We start from the raw sequence: 16,650 nt of genomic DNA on the forward strand, positions 1-16,650 counted from the left end.
GAACTTTTCATGAAACAATTATACGACCGCTATGATCGCTTGCATAATTATATTCGGATCTCGATCACTGATCGCTGTCCGTTGCGTTGCGTCTATTGTATGCCAAAAGAAGGACTACCGTTTTTCCCGACGGAGCGTGTTCTATCGCAAGACGAGATCGTCCAAATGGTAGAAAACTTTTCCGAAATGGGTATTTCTAAAGTTCGTTTTACTGGCGGGGAACCTTTGTTACGCAGTGATGTTGTCGATATTGTCCGCCGTGTTCATGAGATTCCTGGCATTGACGATATTTCGGCTACAACGAATGGACTGTATTTACCGCGCAAAGCTGCAGCCTTAAAGGAAGCGGGTTTGCAACGGCTAAATATTAGTTTAGACACCTTCGATGCGGATCGTTACAAAAAAATCACCCGTGGTGGTAACATTAAGCAGGTGCTTAAAGGCATCGAAGTCGCCGCTGAACTTGGTTTTATGATCAAATTAAACGTCGTGGTGATCAAGGGACAAAATGATGATGAGATCATCGACTTTTTGAACTATACCCGGACACACAACGTAAATATTCGCTTCATCGAGTTCATGCCGATCGGCAATCCGCTAAAAACATGGCAAAAAGAATACGTTGGTTTGAAGAGCGTCTTCGATGTTTGTGCGGAAAATGGGCTAGAGTATGAACCAATTGAGTTAACGGGTAATGGCCCGTCGGAAAATTTCCAAATCAAGGACGCTGTAGGGAGTTTTGGTTTGATCCACCCTATTAGTAATAAATTCTGTGAGACCTGCAATCGTTTGCGGATCACACCAGATGGTTATGTAAAAGCTTGCCTATACTGGGACGAAGAGATCAATATTCGCCAAGCTATTCCGGATAAGGAGGAATTTCAACGCTTGATCCAAAAAGCCTTAGATAATAAGCCGCTTAACCATGAAATGGCGATGGCGGATGCGGATAAGGTGGTCAACAAAGCCCCGACATGGCGTCATATGAGTCAAATTGGAGGTTGAGAGCGATGCAAAAAGAAGCAAGTTCCAAGTCTAGCGCGATAATAGCTTTGATCATGGGTACTTTGGCCATGGCGGGCTGTTTTATGGCTTGGTCAAGTTTTGCGCCATTAGCAGCACAGATTCAAGAAACATTGGGCTTATCCATGTCACAACGGACATTATTATTAGCTACCCCGGTATTACTCGGATCGATCATGCGGATTCCAGTGGGGATTCTCAGTGATCGTTATGGTGGTAAAAAAGTGTACATTGCCTTGATGATTTTTGTTTTGATTCCATTGTTCTTAGTACCGCGGGTACATTCATTTGGCATGCTATTATTTGTTGCTTTATTATTAGGAATGAGTGGGACCTCGTTTGCTGTCGGAATTTCATACGTGTCGGTTTGGTTCCCACCAGAGCGCCAAGGTTTGGTTTTGGGGATCGCTAGTCTCGGTAACATCGGTAATGCAATCTCTGCATTGACGTTACCGCGGATTGCCGCAAAATGGAACTTCAGTATGGTTTATAACGTGCTGATCGGTTTATTGTTGGTACTGATCGTTTTGTTCATCGTACTTTGTAAAGAAATGCCAGTCGATAAAACTAAAACGTTAAAAGGTTCTTTAGCAGTAGCGAAAGACGCCAATACTTGGTACTTATCCTTATTTTATGCGCTGACTTTCGGCTTGTTTATGTCGTTTAGTAATTTAACGCCAACATTATTGGATAGTTTGTTCCAAATGAACCCCGTTAATGCCGGCATGTGGGCGGCAGCGTTTGGTGCGCTGTGTACCTTTGTTCGTCCCGTCGGTGGGATGTTGTCCGATCATTTACGGCCGATGCAGTTGCTACAATGGGTTTTGATCGGCATTGGCGTTTTTGCCATTGAAATGGGATTAACGCTTAGCGGCATTGGACCATTTGTCACTGGCTTAGTATTGATTGGTGTGGTCGCTGGTTTAGGTAACGGGATCATTTTCAAAATGGTGCCGTACGTCTCTAAAGGTAACACCGGTGCCGTTACTGGCTTTGTTGGTGCCATCGGCGGTCTGGGGGGCTACTTCCCACCAATTTTATTAGGTAGTTTAAAACAAATGACGGGCAGTTATACGTGGGGCTTCTGGCTTTTAGCCGTATTTGCGGTTATTTGCTGGTTCGTCCTGTATCGCGAATTTATTCGTGGTGGCTCGCACATTGTCCAATAATTATTTTATCGTTACACCAAGCTAAGGCGGATTCGCCTAGCTTGGTGTTTTTTTGGCCTAAATAGTATAGAATTAATCAAGTAGAAAATATGTTCGCATAGTGGATATAAAGGATGGTAACTCAATGATCGATATGTTAATTTTAGCCGAAAAATCCAGCGCTGCTAAGCACATGGCCAAAGCGTTTGGTGGGATGACTGGCAGTGTAGTCGGGAAGACATATAAAATTGTTCACGCTCACGGACACTTAATGGAATTTAAAGATCCTGAAAAAATGGTAACTACAGAAGCAGATAAACAGCGCTATAGTTCGTGGACGGATATGCAGACGATGCCCTGGAATCAGGATGATTTTTCCTGGGCGAAAACCTATGCGAAAGCTTATAATGCCTACACGAAAAAGTCCAAGTCGACCCGCGCTGATGTGACTGCCATTAAAGCAGAAGCAGCCAACGCTAAGGCGATTTTAATGGCGACGGATAATGATCCTTCAGGTGAAGGCGATTTATTGGGCTGGGAGATCATCAATGCGATCAAATGGCACGGGCCAGTGTATCGCATTCGTTTCGCCGATGAAACTCCTAAATCGTTAAATCAAGCCATACGACAAATGGTTGAGATCACGGATCAATTTAAGCAGGGAGAATATCTGAAGTCAGATGCGCGCAGCAAGTGGGATTTTTTGTCGATGCAATTGACGCGGATCTCGACCTACGCCGCACGGCAGGCCGGTTATCGGGTCAAGGTGATCAATCAAGGCCGCTTAAAATCAGTGATCGTTTTAAAAATTTGGCAGCAACAACAATTGATCGATAATTACGTCAAAACGCCGTATTTTGAAACTAAGTTTAAGGATCCGGCGGGACATATTTTTGCTCGTGAACTTAAAACCGAAGCACAAAAACAAGCCGCGCGCTTTGCTGATGAAAAAAGCGGCCAGGCAGATGTAGCCCGCTATACCAAAAGTCCAGTGATTAAGCTTAAACGGGTACATAAAACTCAGGCGCCTGGCGCTTTACTTGATTTAGCTAAATTAGGCTCACTTTTAGCGCGGCAAGGCTTTAACCCTAAGGAAGTGTTGGCGACTTATCAGAAAATGTACGAGGCGGAGATCGTCTCCTATCCGCGGACGGAAGATCGGAAAATCACACAAGAACAGTACAACGAACTTTTGCCTGTGGCCGACCGCATTGCTGCCGTGATCGGTGTGGACCCACAATTGCTGACTCATCGAACGTTACGCAGCAAGCATCGCGCTAGTTCGGCCGCCCATGGTGCTAACCGTCCTGGCGTCAAGGTGCCGCAGTCATTGGCTGAATTAGCTAAATATGGCCCCAGCGCTCAAGCCATTTACAAAACGTTAGCTGCCAACTATTTAGCTATTTTAGGTGAAGATTACGAATTCGATCGCATTACCGCCGAATTGCAGTTGTATCCGGCATTTAAAACGGGTTTCAATGTGCCCGTAAAATTGAACTACAAGGCGATCTTTGATGATGCTGAAAAAGGGGTACCGGAAAGCCAGCTAGCTAATCAAACAGTTGGCCCTGAGGCAGCACCCTTTATGTACCAAGGCGCTAATCCTAAACCGACACGGCCTAGCGCTGATTGGATCGGCAAGTTTTTGGAAAAGCATAATATTGGTACTGGTGCGACGCGGTTGAGTGTCCAAGCGCAGTTGACCAGCGGCAAAAACGCCTTTATCAACGAAAAGCGCGGTTTTTATACTTTGACGCAACCAGGGACGATCGCAGCGATTTTAGTGCGGGAGACTTGGATCGGCTCACCGCAAATTACAAAGCAGCTTTTTGATCATATGGATGCTGTTGGTAAATTAAATGAAGCCCCGGCGGTCGTGGTCAATTCAGCCACCAAAGTTATCGCCCACGATTTACCGCTGATCTTAAGAAATAGTCAGGAGCTGGCCCAATTTGTCGGCCAACAATCCAAAGCGCGTACCACTAAAAAATACAAAACTAAGCCTAAAACACAAGGACAGTATCGTGATGGCCAGACGGTGGAATTCAATTCAACTTGGGGCGGCCATAAGTTTAGTGCGGAAGAAATTCGCAAATTGTTACAAGGCGACACGATTTCCTTTAATGCCACCAGCAAGTACGGTAAGGCCTATACTGCTACGGGCGCTTTAAAGCAGCAAACATTTAAAGGCAAAAGGTTTTGGGGCTTCAAAGCTGATTTTGGCAAATAAAAAACGAGCGTGTGTATAAGGCACGACGCAACGACTACGCCACAGTAGCAGTTGATTTTCATACTGAAAATCTTTGACGTTTCGGCCATTGACCATTCTTGGGGCAAAAACCTTGCCGTAAGAAACATAGCAAGGTGAAAGCCATCAAGTTAAAACCTGGTAAGCAGCAAAAGTTGCCTTATATCACATGTTTTAGCTACATCGTTCGGAAGTACAAAGAAGGAGTTGGACAATGATGTCACAACCCCGTTTTAAAATCGTCTCAGCGCCGCTTTTTACGTAAGAAATCAACAATGCGCGTTATATCGGTTGGCGATGTGGTGGTACGTTTGAATTTAATATTCGGGAATGCCCGAAGCAAGCGGCGTTGTACGTAGTTCAGTTTGGGCTGTTGGTCGATCAACTTAATATTCGTACGGAAATTTTCAAACCAAGCAAGTGGCCTGCTTAACTTGGTATCAGTTGTAACCTGATTTTTCAGCTCAGCTTTCAACGTTTCCACGGTGTTGCCAATCCGTTGGGTGGCCGCGCCAAAACCAATCACGTTGGCAACCGTAAAGCCCAAGTCAAACATTAGCAGATCAGTCAATACGACGCTAGTGGCGATCGCCGTAACACTAGGTAAACCTAAAATAATATGGCTGACAAACGGGTGGACCAGCTTGACGATCACCACCACACCAAAACCCCAAAAAAGCGAGATCGGTAGCGCCACGCGGCCATTTAGATTCAGTGGTAGCGTGCTGTAATCCCACCAGCGTGCTTGAAAAAGTTTTTCCATCAACCAGCTGGTGACGTATTCGATCAACGTGATCAACAGGGCGCCAGTGATGAAAAGTAGGCCGATGTTATTTTTAAATGGTTCAAGGATTAGCAGTACAGCCAGCATACTGAAGCCGTAAACTGGGATGATTGGGCCAATCAAAAAGCCTGAGTTGGTCAGATGCTTTTTACGCACACTGACGTAGGCACTTTCCCATAGCCAGCCCACCAAGGCGTAAGCAAAAAAATAAAGAATCAGCAAGGAAAAACGTAATTCAGCTGGTGACAATAAAATTTCGTGCATGTAGCTCCCTCCATTTTGCCAGATAATAATTTAATGTTACCACGACTGGCAGTGTTCGTCTGTGTGGAACGATTCGCCACGTTTTTCTAAGGGCTGACCCTAATTTTTATTGAGAATCGTTCTCATTACCGTGGTTACCTGTTATAATAAAGCTAGTTTTGAAAGACGCGGTCCGGCAGTAATTGTTGACCGCGTGGTGTGTCAATGCCAGTACATAAAGTCGAAGCGCTTTTTGGCACACGTTAAATTAACCACCGTTTTGAAAGGGGATCGACACATGGCGACACTTGATCTGCAACAATCAGTTTATGAATTAGTAACGGCACACCCAGAAGTGGCCGATGTATTATATGAAATTGGTTTAAAAGATATTAAAAATCCGGCAATTCTTAACACGATGGGGCGCTTCATGACGATCCCCAAAGGTGCAGCGATGAAAAAGGTGCCGTTGGCGCAGATCGTTGCTAAGCTGGAAGCTAAAGGATTTGAGGTGATCAATGATGCCGGAAATTGAACATAATAGCGTTTATCGTCAGAAAAAAATCGTTGAAATTTTAAAGATGCTCCATGAAGGCGGTAGTTTTGACGAAGCTAAACGAATCTTCGATAGCACCTTTTCCAGTGTCGATGTTTCCGAGATCACTTCAGCGGAACGTGAATTGATCGGCAGTGGTTTGAATCCGATGGAAATCCAGCGACTATGTAATGTGCACGCCGCGGTTTTTAAAGGGTCGATCAATCCTGGTTCTGGTGACAGTGTGGAAGAAGTACCCGGTCATCCAGTCGCAGTGATCAAATTGGAGAACACCGTGATCACGTCATTATTGGATGATGAATTATTGCCAGTTTTAAAGAAATGGCAGCAGTCCAGCAATGATGCAACGCCTTCAGCGCAAGATCAAAGTTATTTACAACGGATGAAAACGGCGTTAAGCGACCTTTTGACGATCGACAAACACTATCAGCGTAAAGAAAATCTGATTTTTCCGATCATGGACCGCTATGGGATCACTGCACCGCCTAAAGTGATGTGGGGCGTGGATGATGATATTCGTGGTTGGATCAAGGATGCTTTGCGCTTGGTCAACACTGAGCCAACGCCACCTAAATACGATATCGAAGCTGCTATTGAAAAGGCACGCAAAGATATTGAAGAAATGATCTTCAAGGAAGAACAGATTTTGTTGCCAATGGTTTCCGAAGTATTTACGCCAGATGATTGGGCGTTGATCCAAAGTGAAAGTGGCGATATTGGCTACACGCTGATTCCTGAGCCGTTACCATGGCAACCGTCAGAGCGGGATTACGCTGAAGCAGCAAAACGCAAGCCATCTAAAATGGCGCAAGAATTAAATGCGATGGCGCAGTCGATGGCTGACGAACAGGATCTCGCCAATAAGCAGCATATTGCTGAACCAGAATCAGATGCGGCACCAGTGATTCCAGATGATTTAAAGGCGAAAAAAGATGATCCGGCGGCAATCAATGCCCTGCCATTGCATTTACGTGCCGAAATGGGTCAAGTTCAAGCCGAGCAGCCAGCCAAAGAAGACGCGCGTGCGCAGATCAACGTCAATATCAGCAAACAACCGGCTGCGAAGAAAGAAATGCCAGAATTTGTTAAGCAAATGTTGGCTGATGAAGCAGCTAAGCCGGCTAGCAAGCGACGGCCGCGGATCACGGAATCACATTTAGAAATTGGCGCGGACAATCACGCCACGATCGTGATGCCGACTGGTGACCTTGATTTAAACCAATTAACTGGCTTGTTCAGTGTTTTACCGGTAGATGTTACTTTTGTTGATGCCAACGATATCGTACGCTGGTTCTCTGACAATGGTGAACGGATCTTCCCCCGGACGCGTGCGGTGATCGGCCGTGCGGTGGTCAACTGCCATCCACCTAAGAGCATGGATAAAGTGCAGAAGATCCTCGATGATTTCCGTAGTGGCGCGCAAGATCACGCCGATTTCTGGATCGATTTACACGGTACTAAAAAAGTCTATATCCGTTATTTTGCGGTTCATGATACGAAGGGCACCTATCTCGGTTGTTTAGAGGTTTCACAAGATATCACAGAAATTCAAAAGTTAGACGGCGAAAAACGACTATAATCAAAAAAGCTGTTCGCATAAATTTGCGAGCAGCTTTTATTTTTGGCGCTTCAACAAACGCCGGGTCAATTTTTCTAAGTCATTACGGGCACGAGAATCTGGTAGGGTCTGAATATCGATCAAAGCTTGATCAGTCAATTCGTTCGCCATTGTTTGAGCCTGGGTGACGCCACCGCTGTTGATCACAAGTTGTTGTAACTCTTGTAATTCAGCTGTCGTCAGGCGGGCTTTCTTGCTAAGAAACGCCCGTGTCGCCGTTGGTTGTGCTTCTAATGTGAATAATAATGGCAAGGTATAGATGCCATTTTGAATATCCTGCAAAATCGGTTTGCGGATGCTGTCTTGGGTGCCGGTGTAATCTAGAATGTCGTCTAAGATCTGGTAAGCTAAGCCTAAGGAGCGGCCAATTTGTTCGCCAGTTTCCACAATGATCTCATCGGCGTGAGCTAATTTAGCGCCTTGCGCACAGGCTAGCGCAAAAAGTTTAGCCGTTTTACCTTCGATCTCGCGTAAATATTGGTCGACCGTTTCGTTGAGTTGGTAATTGAGATTATATTGATCAAGTTCGCCGGTCAAAATACCATGCATCGCTTTAACGTTAGTATCGATATCAGCAAATGTTTCTGCCGAACGCAATACTTGATCAAAGTACAAGGTGAACAGCAGATCACCCGCGTAAACGGCGTTGCGGTTACCGACGCTAGTTTGGACGGTAGCGGTGTGGCGCCGTTCAGCGGCTTGATCGATCACGTCGTCGTGGATCAAAGTGGCTAAATGGAGTAATTCAATTGCAGCGGCACCAGCTTTTAGTCGTGCTTGATCAGGTGTCGTACCGAATTCGCTAAATAAATAAAATAGCCCGGCGCGGACTAATTTACCCCCGTTGTGGATCAAGGCTTGCACTCGCTCATTGACGGCAGGCTGTTTGATCCGTGCTGCCTCAAGTAAATAAGGCGTCAGCGGGGTTAATTTTTCTTGAATGTAGGGGAAGTCATCCCAAATTTGAAGCGTCATAGGCTACCTCTTGTTCTAGTGATTAAATTTGGCGATCTCGGCAGTCAACTGTTCAGTCAAAGGCATGAAAACAGCGGTAAACATGCGCTCGAGATCTTTTTGAGTCGTTTTGGCATCAGTGGCCAACTCGCTAGATTTATCCCACGCGTCTTTGCGCATAGTTGAAAGCAAGCCACCTTTGATGTGGTTCAGATGTTTGGCTAATTTTGAATTAGCTGCTGCGTATTTACGTAAGAAATAGTAGAAAATTTCATGAAAAGTATTGTCAAGATCCCAGAAAAAAGTATTCCGTAAAATACGATCATTCATGGCTTGACCAAATAGTTGTTCGCCAACAATTTCGTGCGTGGCAAAGGCGGCAGCAGAGGAAATTACTGCTTTGACTTCATGATTATCAGATAAATAACGACTGAATTGTTCTAATTCAGTATCAGGTAACTTGAAACCAATCGTTTTTTCACGTTCTGCCGCTGACATTTCGGTCAGTTGACCAACAAATTTTGGTGCGATCTTTTGACTGTCGGTGATCAGATCAGCCACCATTTCTTCTAATAAAGCCTGGTTTTTCGCTAAATAGATCTTAACTTGGGCCCAGATTTTATCAAAAGCAGGGGTGAAGTCGCTGAATAGCTCATCGGTGGTGGTGACCAACTCACGCTCGACACTAGCCTTTTCAGTATGCGCTTCAAATTGTACCACTAATGGCAGCTCAAAGGTATCCTCACCGGCAATTAAGCCTTCTGTTTGGCGTTTTTTTGCCGTGTAATCACGTAATTCCTGTAAGTCGAGTAACCCTAATGGTGCGATCGTCAACTCAGAATTAGTGGCCATGATCTGCAAAGCAAATGGTGTCGCTGCATCCTGATTTTCGGTAAAAGATTTTAAAGTTGTCAGCAGAGTTGATCGATTTTTCAAAGGGTCTTCCGGATCTGCATAAAAGCCGGAAGTATAAATCGGTGTATTTTCATATTTTGCGTTAAGTTTATTTTGAATGTCCATCTACTCATTCCTTTGTGGGTGCATGATGTGAGTGTCTGCTTAATCGTTAATTTTTGTGCGCGGCCAAAAATTCTTCACCTGCAGGTGTCAAACTGGCGTTGCGTAAATCAATGCTAGCGACTGGTTTGTTAGTTGGGTCTTCAACTGAAGCGTCAGCTAGTAACTTTTCTTGGACGGCATAGTAAGTTGTTTGGTAAAGCATTGATTCAGGATTGATGCTCCGGGCTTCCCGGAAGCGGTGGTTGGAAACATCGGTTAAAATGCCAATCAATTCTTCTGTGCGGCTAACATTATGGGCCATAAGTATTCCTACTTTCTATAGTAATTATTTTGAGGTCAAGGCCTGGCATTAGTGGTGTTTTAAAACTACTTCAACTTTAGCGTCTGCGATGGCGTAAAAAGGTGAAGAAATGTAAGATACTTGCCAATAAGACGTAGAAAATAATCACAAAAGTAGCGTAAGTCATCCAAAACTTACCGGTGGCAAAAACGCCAAAAATCAATTGTTGCAAGCCCATAGTTATAAGTGCCATTACGGCAATCATGCAGAATAATTGTATGTATCGTTTCACGGTGTTGTCGTCCTTCTTTTGTTTAGTGGCTAATTTAGCGCCCCAATGTTCACAAAGTGCTAACTTAGCGGGATCAGGTTGTTTGGTGCCCCAAGTACCAGTACCGACGATTTCAGTGACTTTGATCAAACCAGCGCCGGTTAGCGCACGATCGATCGTTTTAAAAGTGTCATCAGTGATACCGACGAAGAAATTTTCCAGACTTGATTGAAAGCAGGTCGTCAGTGACAAATAATGTTTGTCCTTAAACTGCGCCGGTAGTGTATCGGCAGCTTTTGTCATTCGTACCATCCGCGGCCGCATACAATCTAAAAAGTTTTTCATAAGTCCAGAAAGGGTGCCCCAATAAGTGGGTGTCGCCATGATCCAGATATCACTTTCTTGCAGCTTTTTCTCCAATTGATCTAAAACCGGATTTGGCTGACCAGTGTCGGGCTTGATCGTGTATTCAGCTAAGTAAAGTAATTCGTAGTCAATATTTGCGGGTAATCCTTTAGCGATGGCAGCTAAATATTGACCGGTAAAGCCATCCTTTTTATGTGCGCCTAAGATACCTAAAACTTTCAAAGTATATCCTCCAGAACCTAAAGTGTGTTTGGAAAAGTGCTAGATTTTACGCACTGGCTGACTATGTTTAGGTCGAATCAGCGGTGAGTACTAATGTTGGCGTATTTTTCAAACACAACCTTTATATAAAAAGCTATATACCGCAGTATATAGTTAATAACTCCTATGATAATAATTTCACGAAACTAACACCATTAGGGTTTTACCTCAAAAGTCGATCAACCCATGGTGTAAGGCATAATGAACTAGATCAACCCGGTTTTTAAAACCAAGCTTACGGTTAATGCTGGCTTTATGTGCTTCGACCGTTTTGATCGAAATATATAATTTTTTGGCAATTTCTTTATTTGAATAGCCTAACGCGATCAATGGTAAAACTTCGCGTTCACGGCTAGAAAGGTCTGCATATCCCTCAATTTTCAAGTTAACATCGTTATCGTTTGAATTGATCTCAGCGACATCCGTTTTAGTTAAGATAATATTCTGATCGACATACGTCCGGTGATTAGCCACCGCCTGCAGAGCACTGAGTAATTCAGTATCCGGTGAACTCTTTAGCACGTAAGAGTCAGCACCATTTTGCATGGCACGATCGATATAATCCTGTTCTTCGTGCATCGATAAAATAACGATACCGACTTTAGGAAAACGGTCATGGATCCGCTTAGTCGTGATCAGACCATTTTCGCCAGGCGGCATATTTAAGTCAAGGACGATCAAGTCGACACCAGCGCGCTCAACTTCAAAATAAGCTTCGTTGCCGCTGGCTGCTTGCGCCACAACGTGAAAATTAGGTTGCTGATTAATGAGGAATGACAGGCCGCTGCGCACGATGGCGTGGTCATCGGCAATCAAGACTTTATACAAGCGCGGTCCCTCCCTGTCTATAGTATTAGAGTGTGTTGAAAAAGTGCTTAGCTTATGGAATGATCTGCGATTGGAGCCGGACGGCTTTTGACAATAATCAAAATGGTTTGCCTTACGAACTTTGCAACTACCTGTCGCTTTTTGCACCGCCAAAACGGCTCCCTCTAGTTCAACCAAAAACGAGTGACAATGCTTTTTCAATCACGTTTACACTAAGTAAATAGTAAAAACTAACTTAGCAGTATTTTGCAAATATCACTTAAGCGATCGGGAAGGTGGCGGTAACCGTAGTCCCACTACCTGGCTCCGACTTGATTTGGAAAGTACCGTGCAATGACTTGACGCGCTCGTTCATATTGATCAGCCCCAGTGAGTGACCATTAAAACTAACGTGTTGTTTAACATCGAAGCCAGTACCATCATCAATGATCTCTAAACTGATCTCGTGTTCATGCGCCACTAAAAATAAGTTGATTTCGTTAGCCTCCGCGTGTTTGATCGCGTTGGTCATCGCTTCTTGTGCGATGCGATAGAGTACAGTTTGGACATCCTCGGATAATTTCAGCTCTTCTGCATCCCGGGTAACCACGATAATATCAATGCCGGTATTTTCCTCTAAACGTTTAGCTAATGCTTTCAACGCAGCCATCAGTCCAAAACTATCTAACACTGATGGCCGAATATCTAGTGCCATCCCTTTGATTTCTTGCAAGGTGGCGTAAAGCTGACTTTCGATCAATTTAGTTTGGCGAGCAAAAGCCTCTGGATCGGCATTATTCACGGTTGATTCCAGATGGCGTACGCCCATGATCGATGAATAGACCCCTTGCGCGATGCTGTCATGCAGATCCTGTGACAATCGTTTACGTTCCTCTTCGTGGGCGCGATTGACGTATTGAACGAGTTTACGCTGTTGTGCCAATTGATCGACACGTTGCATTAAGTCGCTACTCTTCAAAGTTAGTGAATAAACGTTTTGTGCGGCATCTAATTCAGAATAAACCAGGAAAAAGGAGAGCGAGTGCGCACCTTTGACTGGTAAAGTGAACGGAATTGCCGTCTTCGCCATATCCAAAACGACACAGTTAAAACAATCATTGGTGCGTGACTTTTGTTGTTTGACGACACTGTTCATTAACTTAGTAATATAAGCGGTGCTCAGCGCGTAGTCAGCTTGCAGCGTTTGCGCGGCATGATTGCTAACTAGCAGTTGATCATCACGAAAAATGAAAACCGCATCTGGCGTTTCATTGAAATTTTTTTCGACCCAACTGACAGATTCTAACATGTGATTCACCTACTTCTATGGATAAACTTTGTTAAGTTTACGGCAACTTAACCAATATAATAATAACAGATTGTAGAAGCGCTTACAGCTACTTTTAACTTATACAGGTTGTGGTTCATTAGATTGCGAACAATTATGCCGTGTATATGAATAGAATAGCCAAGTATTAGCTTAAGAGGCAAGCTTTTTGGTTATATAGTAATAAAAAAAGTGACAAGGAGATCCTTGTCACGTGATGGATCGTGATTTACTGGAATCGCTGTAAATATTCCTGCAACACGTGACCGGAGTGAGCAGTGACTTTTTGTTGGTGTCGATAACCAGCGAGTAAAACGCCGATAATAAGCCGATCTTGATCAAAAATAGGTATCGCCACCGCACTGGTTAAGTGCTCGATCATCGTGATCGGCTGCGACATGTAACCCGCATATTGATGGTGTGCTAGGTCATTTTCTGCAAAGGGCTCACCTGTGCGGATCACTAAACCAGCAATCCCAATTCCGCTACGCAAGATAATTTTGCGGAAACGCTGGCTGGTATTGCCAGCTGCATAGCGCCAATGAATTTTACGCCAGCTGGTATTATCTTGTAAAGCAACGCCAACAAACTCGAAGTCCTCTTGTTGATAGATCAACTGGACTAAATCATGGTAAGCGATATTTTTGGCGATCTTCTCGTCACCCATAATCAATGTCACTCCTCTCTGAGTATAGCATAGTCTGGTCATGATTTTACGCTAGAATTAGATTTTAATTACATATATGTCTAAAAAAAACGGTTAAATTTATAAATTATGTTAAATATCTTCTGTTAAAAATTGTTTATAGTGATCGTAATCTTCACGAATCGGCCGAATTTGCTGTTCTAGGTTCTCGATCGCTTCATCTTGTTCTAGTGTGCGCAGATCAGCACGTTGGTCAGCAATTTCATTTTCTAACAGTGTCCGGTGAATCCGTAGATCCATTAAGGCAATCTTTAATAATTTTTGGAAATCAGCGTCGGACATCTCGTTTTTTTGTAGCATGGGTTCACTTCCTATAATTTAAATTCTGTAACGCCAGATCAACGGCGACCATTACGGGCTGGCATTGGGCCACGTTAACGATAAAAGTTTGCAAGCGGCGTTGGCCACTGGCTAAAAATTGACGTACGGTAGCATGATCAGTGTAAAAATGGGCCAAAGCGTAATGTGCTTGCGCTGTAGTTGCAAGATAGCTACGCGGCTGCTGGGCCAAGGTTAGCAGCAATTCACTGGTCAAATAAGGATAATCGGTGGCAAGCAGTAAATAGTCATGGCACCGTGGTTGTGCTGCAGTCGCGGCGTATAAACCACCAAGTGGACCACAATCAGTAAAATCAGCGTGATCCACACAAATATGTACCTGCGGTAAGTCGATAAATAGGGTGGTTAGCGCAGCGGCATTTTGGGTGTTGGCAGCAACATAAATTTGGGTCGTTAGCGGCAACAATTTGTGTACAGCTAAAACCACATTTGGTTGTGTTTGCTCCGGTAAGACGGCCAAGGCTTTATCACGCCCAAAGCGGCGCGAATGACCGCCAGCTAATACGATTCCCGTCGGCTTATTTTGCGGCATCGTAAGTGAAATGGCCGCTTTTACCGCCATCTTTTTCCAGCAAATGGACGTCATTGATCACCATGCCGCGGTCGATGGCTTTACACATATCGTAGATCGTCAGTAGGCTGATCTGGCAAGCCGTCAGCGCCTCGATCTCAACGCCGGTGACGTGTTTGGTTTTGACGGTGACCACTGCAGTGATCGTATCTTGATCGTTATCGCTAAAGTGAATGTCGACGCCAGTTAAAGGAATCAAATGGCACATCGGAACTAAATTACTCGTCTGTTTGGCCGCCATAATACCGGCAACTTGGGCGACAGCGAGGACGTCGCCTTTTTTCATTGTACCAGCATGAATACGCGCTAATGTTTCCGGATGCATCGTGATTTGGCCGGTTGCTTTGGCAATCCGTGCAGTTACTTTTTTGGCGGTGACATCGACCATCCGTGCACGATTTTGATCATTGAAATGAGTTAATTCAGCCATTAAAATCCTTCTTTCTGCAAATAGGTCGTAAACCAAGCTTGGCGTTGTACGCTAGTGCTGAAATCTAAACAGGTACTGAACTCTGGGGTATGCAAGCTAGCGTATGCCGTAATGTGGCTTAATTGCTCAAAGTCGATCGGCCGTTCGCCAGGCCGTACTAACACGAGCTTAGGGTAGGCTGCCGCCTTGAAGCCTTCCAGTAGACAAAATTGCTCGGGCTGGGCGTAAGTGGCGATCAATTGCGCCGCAGTTGGCGGCCGAGTGATCTGCTGTTGTACCATCGTTGCCTGATCGGTTGCCAATAAAACGGTTTGCGCGCCAGCAGCAGTGAAACGAGCGGTATCAGTTCCAGCTTGATCCATTTGTGCATTATGCGCGTCATGCTTTAACACGCACACTGGCTGGTGCTGTCGCTTTAGAACGGCTAGAAAATCGTTGATCGCCGTGGTTTTACCGCTTTTCTTAAAGCCAACTATTTGAAGGGGAGCAACCATGTTTCCACCTCGGCATTTAAGGGTAGTGGTTCATGACTATGCGGTATCTTGAAGAGGCAAGTAGTCGATTGCAGATTGCCCAGTGAGCCGGATACATCGCTGCCATTTAGCTGAACTTGATAACGACCGTCGTTTAACTGATAGGTACCGCGCAAAATTTTATCGTAACCGTTAGTTTTAGGATAAATGCGGGCTAAGTTTGCGGTCACTTTCTGACAATGTGATGGCTGAGCAACAAAGCGCCGTAAAATTGGTTCAGCAAATAAGTAAAAGCCGGTGTAGCAAGCCCCCGGATTACCAGATAAGGCGATGATCAAGGTATTGTCATCAACAAAAGCGGTCGTAACACTGCCAGGCCGCATTTTTAACTTGTTAAATAATAACTGCTCTGAATTGCGGGCGGTAGTAGCTAAATAGTCAAAATCGCCGACCGAAACGCCACCATCAGTGATAACTAGGTCGTTGGTTTGCTTAAGTCGTTCTAAATTGGTTTGTAATAATTTATAATCATCGACTAATTGAACGGTTTCAGTGACGATCGCGCCGCTTTCTGCGACTAGATTAGCGATCAAAGGCCCATTACTATTAAAAATCTTACCTGGCTGTGGGGTGTCGCCAGGATTTAGTAATTCAGTGCCAGTCGTGATGATGGCAACGCGTGGTTGCCGGTAAACCTTGACTTCAGTGGTACCAAAGGCGGTTAGCAGACTGAGCCCACCAGGATTCAATTCGGTGCCAGCAGCGATCAGCAGTGCCCCTTGTTTAAATTCGGAACCGGCGGGGGTAATGTTGTCGCGGTCTTGGCTGACCATAATTTTCACCTGATCAGGTTGTTCAGGTACCGACCGCGTTTGCTCTAACATAATGACTTTAGCTGCGTTATCGGGAACAAAGGCACCAGTCATGATCCGTGCGGTTTCATTTTCACCTAGATCATGATCAAAGGTAGCGCCGGCTTGAATTTCGCCGACCACATGGAAATTTTTCGGGAAATCATGGTCATCGGCAGCACGAATGGCGTAGCCGTCATAACCAGAACGACGGAAATTGGGATAATCATACGCAGCTACGGCATCTTCGGCTAAAACGCGATGATTAGCGTCAGCCACCGGAATCGTTTCTACCTGTTGGGGTAATTTTAATGCGGCTAATTTTGCTTGTGCTTCTTCTAATGTAATTGGTTTACGACGTTCTAACATACAAG

General features: G+C 44.7%; 18 protein-coding genes. 5 read left to right on the forward strand and 13 right to left on the reverse strand.

Annotated elements, in window-relative coordinates; translation table 11 throughout:
• Nucleotides 1–9 precede the first annotated feature (9 nt).
• The 3 genes from moaA (at nt 10) to LC20001_RS00935 (ending at nt 4,401) form a co-directional block, all read left to right on the forward strand.
• Nucleotides 10–1,005: a GTP 3',8-cyclase MoaA gene (moaA, locus tag LC20001_RS00925; protein ID WP_003679276.1), complete on the forward strand. Its 996-nt coding sequence runs from the start codon at nt 10–12 to the stop codon at nt 1,003–1,005.
• Nucleotides 1,006–1,010: 5 nt separating this feature from the next.
• A complete protein-coding gene (locus LC20001_RS00930; protein WP_003679274.1) occupies nt 1,011–2,192 on the forward strand; it encodes a nitrate/nitrite transporter in 1,182 nt (393 codons plus the stop codon).
• 124 nt (nt 2,193–2,316) lie between these two features.
• Nucleotides 2,317–4,401: a DNA topoisomerase gene (locus LC20001_RS00935; RefSeq protein ID WP_010011264.1), complete on the forward strand. Its 2,085-nt coding sequence runs from the start codon at nt 2,317–2,319 to the stop codon at nt 4,399–4,401.
• 262 nt (nt 4,402–4,663) lie between these two features.
• On the opposite strand, the gene LC20001_RS00940 is transcribed toward LC20001_RS00935, so the two are convergent.
• Entirely contained in the window at nt 4,664–5,467 is an 804-nt protein-coding gene (locus LC20001_RS00940) for a putative ABC transporter permease (RefSeq protein WP_010011266.1), read from the reverse strand.
• Between the two features lie 277 nt (nt 5,468–5,744).
• Between LC20001_RS00940 and LC20001_RS00945 the strand changes: the two genes are divergently transcribed.
• Complete coding sequence (locus LC20001_RS00945; RefSeq protein ID WP_010011268.1) at nt 5,745–5,981, forward strand: DUF1858 domain-containing protein; 237 nt, start codon at nt 5,745–5,747, stop codon at nt 5,979–5,981.
• Nucleotides 5,968–7,581, forward strand: a complete 1,614-nt coding sequence (locus LC20001_RS00950) for a DUF438 domain-containing protein (RefSeq protein ID WP_010011269.1) — start codon at nt 5,968–5,970, stop codon at nt 7,579–7,581. The genes LC20001_RS00945 and LC20001_RS00950 overlap by 14 nt, the downstream gene beginning before the upstream one ends.
• 36 nt (nt 7,582–7,617) lie before the next feature.
• On the opposite strand, the gene LC20001_RS00955 is transcribed toward LC20001_RS00950, so the two are convergent.
• The 12 genes from LC20001_RS00955 to LC20001_RS01010 all read right to left on the reverse strand — a co-directional run bounded on the left by LC20001_RS00955 (nt 7,618) and on the right by LC20001_RS01010 (nt 16,645).
• Nucleotides 7,618–8,595: a polyprenyl synthetase family protein gene (locus tag LC20001_RS00955; RefSeq protein WP_003679269.1), complete on the reverse strand. Its 978-nt coding sequence runs from the start codon at nt 8,593–8,595 to the stop codon at nt 7,618–7,620.
• 15 nt (nt 8,596–8,610) lie between these two features.
• Nucleotides 8,611–9,594 carry a hypothetical protein gene (locus tag LC20001_RS00960; protein WP_010011270.1) on the reverse strand — a complete coding sequence of 328 codons (984 nt, stop codon included), beginning with the start codon at nt 9,592–9,594 and terminating at the stop codon, nt 8,611–8,613.
• 46 nt (nt 9,595–9,640) lie between these two features.
• Nucleotides 9,641–9,895 carry a hypothetical protein gene (locus LC20001_RS00965; RefSeq protein WP_010011271.1) on the reverse strand — a complete coding sequence of 85 codons (255 nt, stop codon included), beginning with the start codon at nt 9,893–9,895 and terminating at the stop codon, nt 9,641–9,643.
• A gap of 76 nt (nt 9,896–9,971) precedes the next feature.
• A complete protein-coding gene (locus LC20001_RS00970) occupies nt 9,972–10,733 on the reverse strand; it encodes a flavodoxin family protein (protein ID WP_010011272.1) in 762 nt (253 codons plus the stop codon).
• Nucleotides 10,734–10,940: 207 nt separating this feature from the next.
• Complete coding sequence (locus LC20001_RS00975; RefSeq protein ID WP_010011273.1) at nt 10,941–11,600, reverse strand: response regulator; 660 nt, start codon at nt 11,598–11,600, stop codon at nt 10,941–10,943.
• 259 nt (nt 11,601–11,859) lie between these two features.
• Entirely contained in the window at nt 11,860–12,888 is a 1,029-nt protein-coding gene (locus LC20001_RS00980; protein ID WP_010011274.1) for a sensor histidine kinase, read from the reverse strand.
• A 247-nt stretch (nt 12,889–13,135) separates the two neighbouring features.
• The gene (locus LC20001_RS00985; protein WP_010011276.1) at nt 13,136–13,573 is read right to left on the reverse strand and encodes a GAF domain-containing protein; all 438 of its coding nucleotides are present in this window, start codon (nt 13,571–13,573) and stop codon (nt 13,136–13,138) included.
• A gap of 111 nt (nt 13,574–13,684) precedes the next feature.
• Nucleotides 13,685–13,912, reverse strand: coding sequence for a hypothetical protein (locus tag LC20001_RS00990; protein WP_010011277.1), 228 nt, complete (start codon nt 13,910–13,912; stop codon nt 13,685–13,687).
• Nucleotides 13,913–13,916: 4 nt separating this feature from the next.
• Complete coding sequence (mobA, locus tag LC20001_RS00995) at nt 13,917–14,513, reverse strand: molybdenum cofactor guanylyltransferase (protein WP_225358806.1); 597 nt, start codon at nt 14,511–14,513, stop codon at nt 13,917–13,919.
• Nucleotides 14,470–14,952: a cyclic pyranopterin monophosphate synthase MoaC gene (gene moaC / locus LC20001_RS01000; RefSeq protein ID WP_010011279.1), complete on the reverse strand. Its 483-nt coding sequence runs from the start codon at nt 14,950–14,952 to the stop codon at nt 14,470–14,472. The genes mobA and moaC overlap by 44 nt, the downstream gene beginning before the upstream one ends.
• Entirely contained in the window at nt 14,952–15,446 is a 495-nt protein-coding gene (gene mobB / locus LC20001_RS01005) for a molybdopterin-guanine dinucleotide biosynthesis protein B (RefSeq protein WP_010011280.1), read from the reverse strand. Before mobB ends, moaC begins: the two co-directional genes overlap by 1 nt.
• Complete coding sequence (locus LC20001_RS01010) at nt 15,425–16,645, reverse strand: molybdopterin molybdotransferase MoeA (protein WP_010011283.1); 1,221 nt, start codon at nt 16,643–16,645, stop codon at nt 15,425–15,427. Before LC20001_RS01010 ends, mobB begins: the two co-directional genes overlap by 22 nt.
• Nucleotides 16,646–16,650 lie beyond the last annotated feature (5 nt).

The sequence above is a fragment of the Loigolactobacillus coryniformis subsp. coryniformis KCTC 3167 = DSM 20001 genome (assembly GCF_002706425.1).
Classification (GTDB): domain Bacteria; phylum Bacillota; class Bacilli; order Lactobacillales; family Lactobacillaceae; genus Loigolactobacillus; species Loigolactobacillus coryniformis.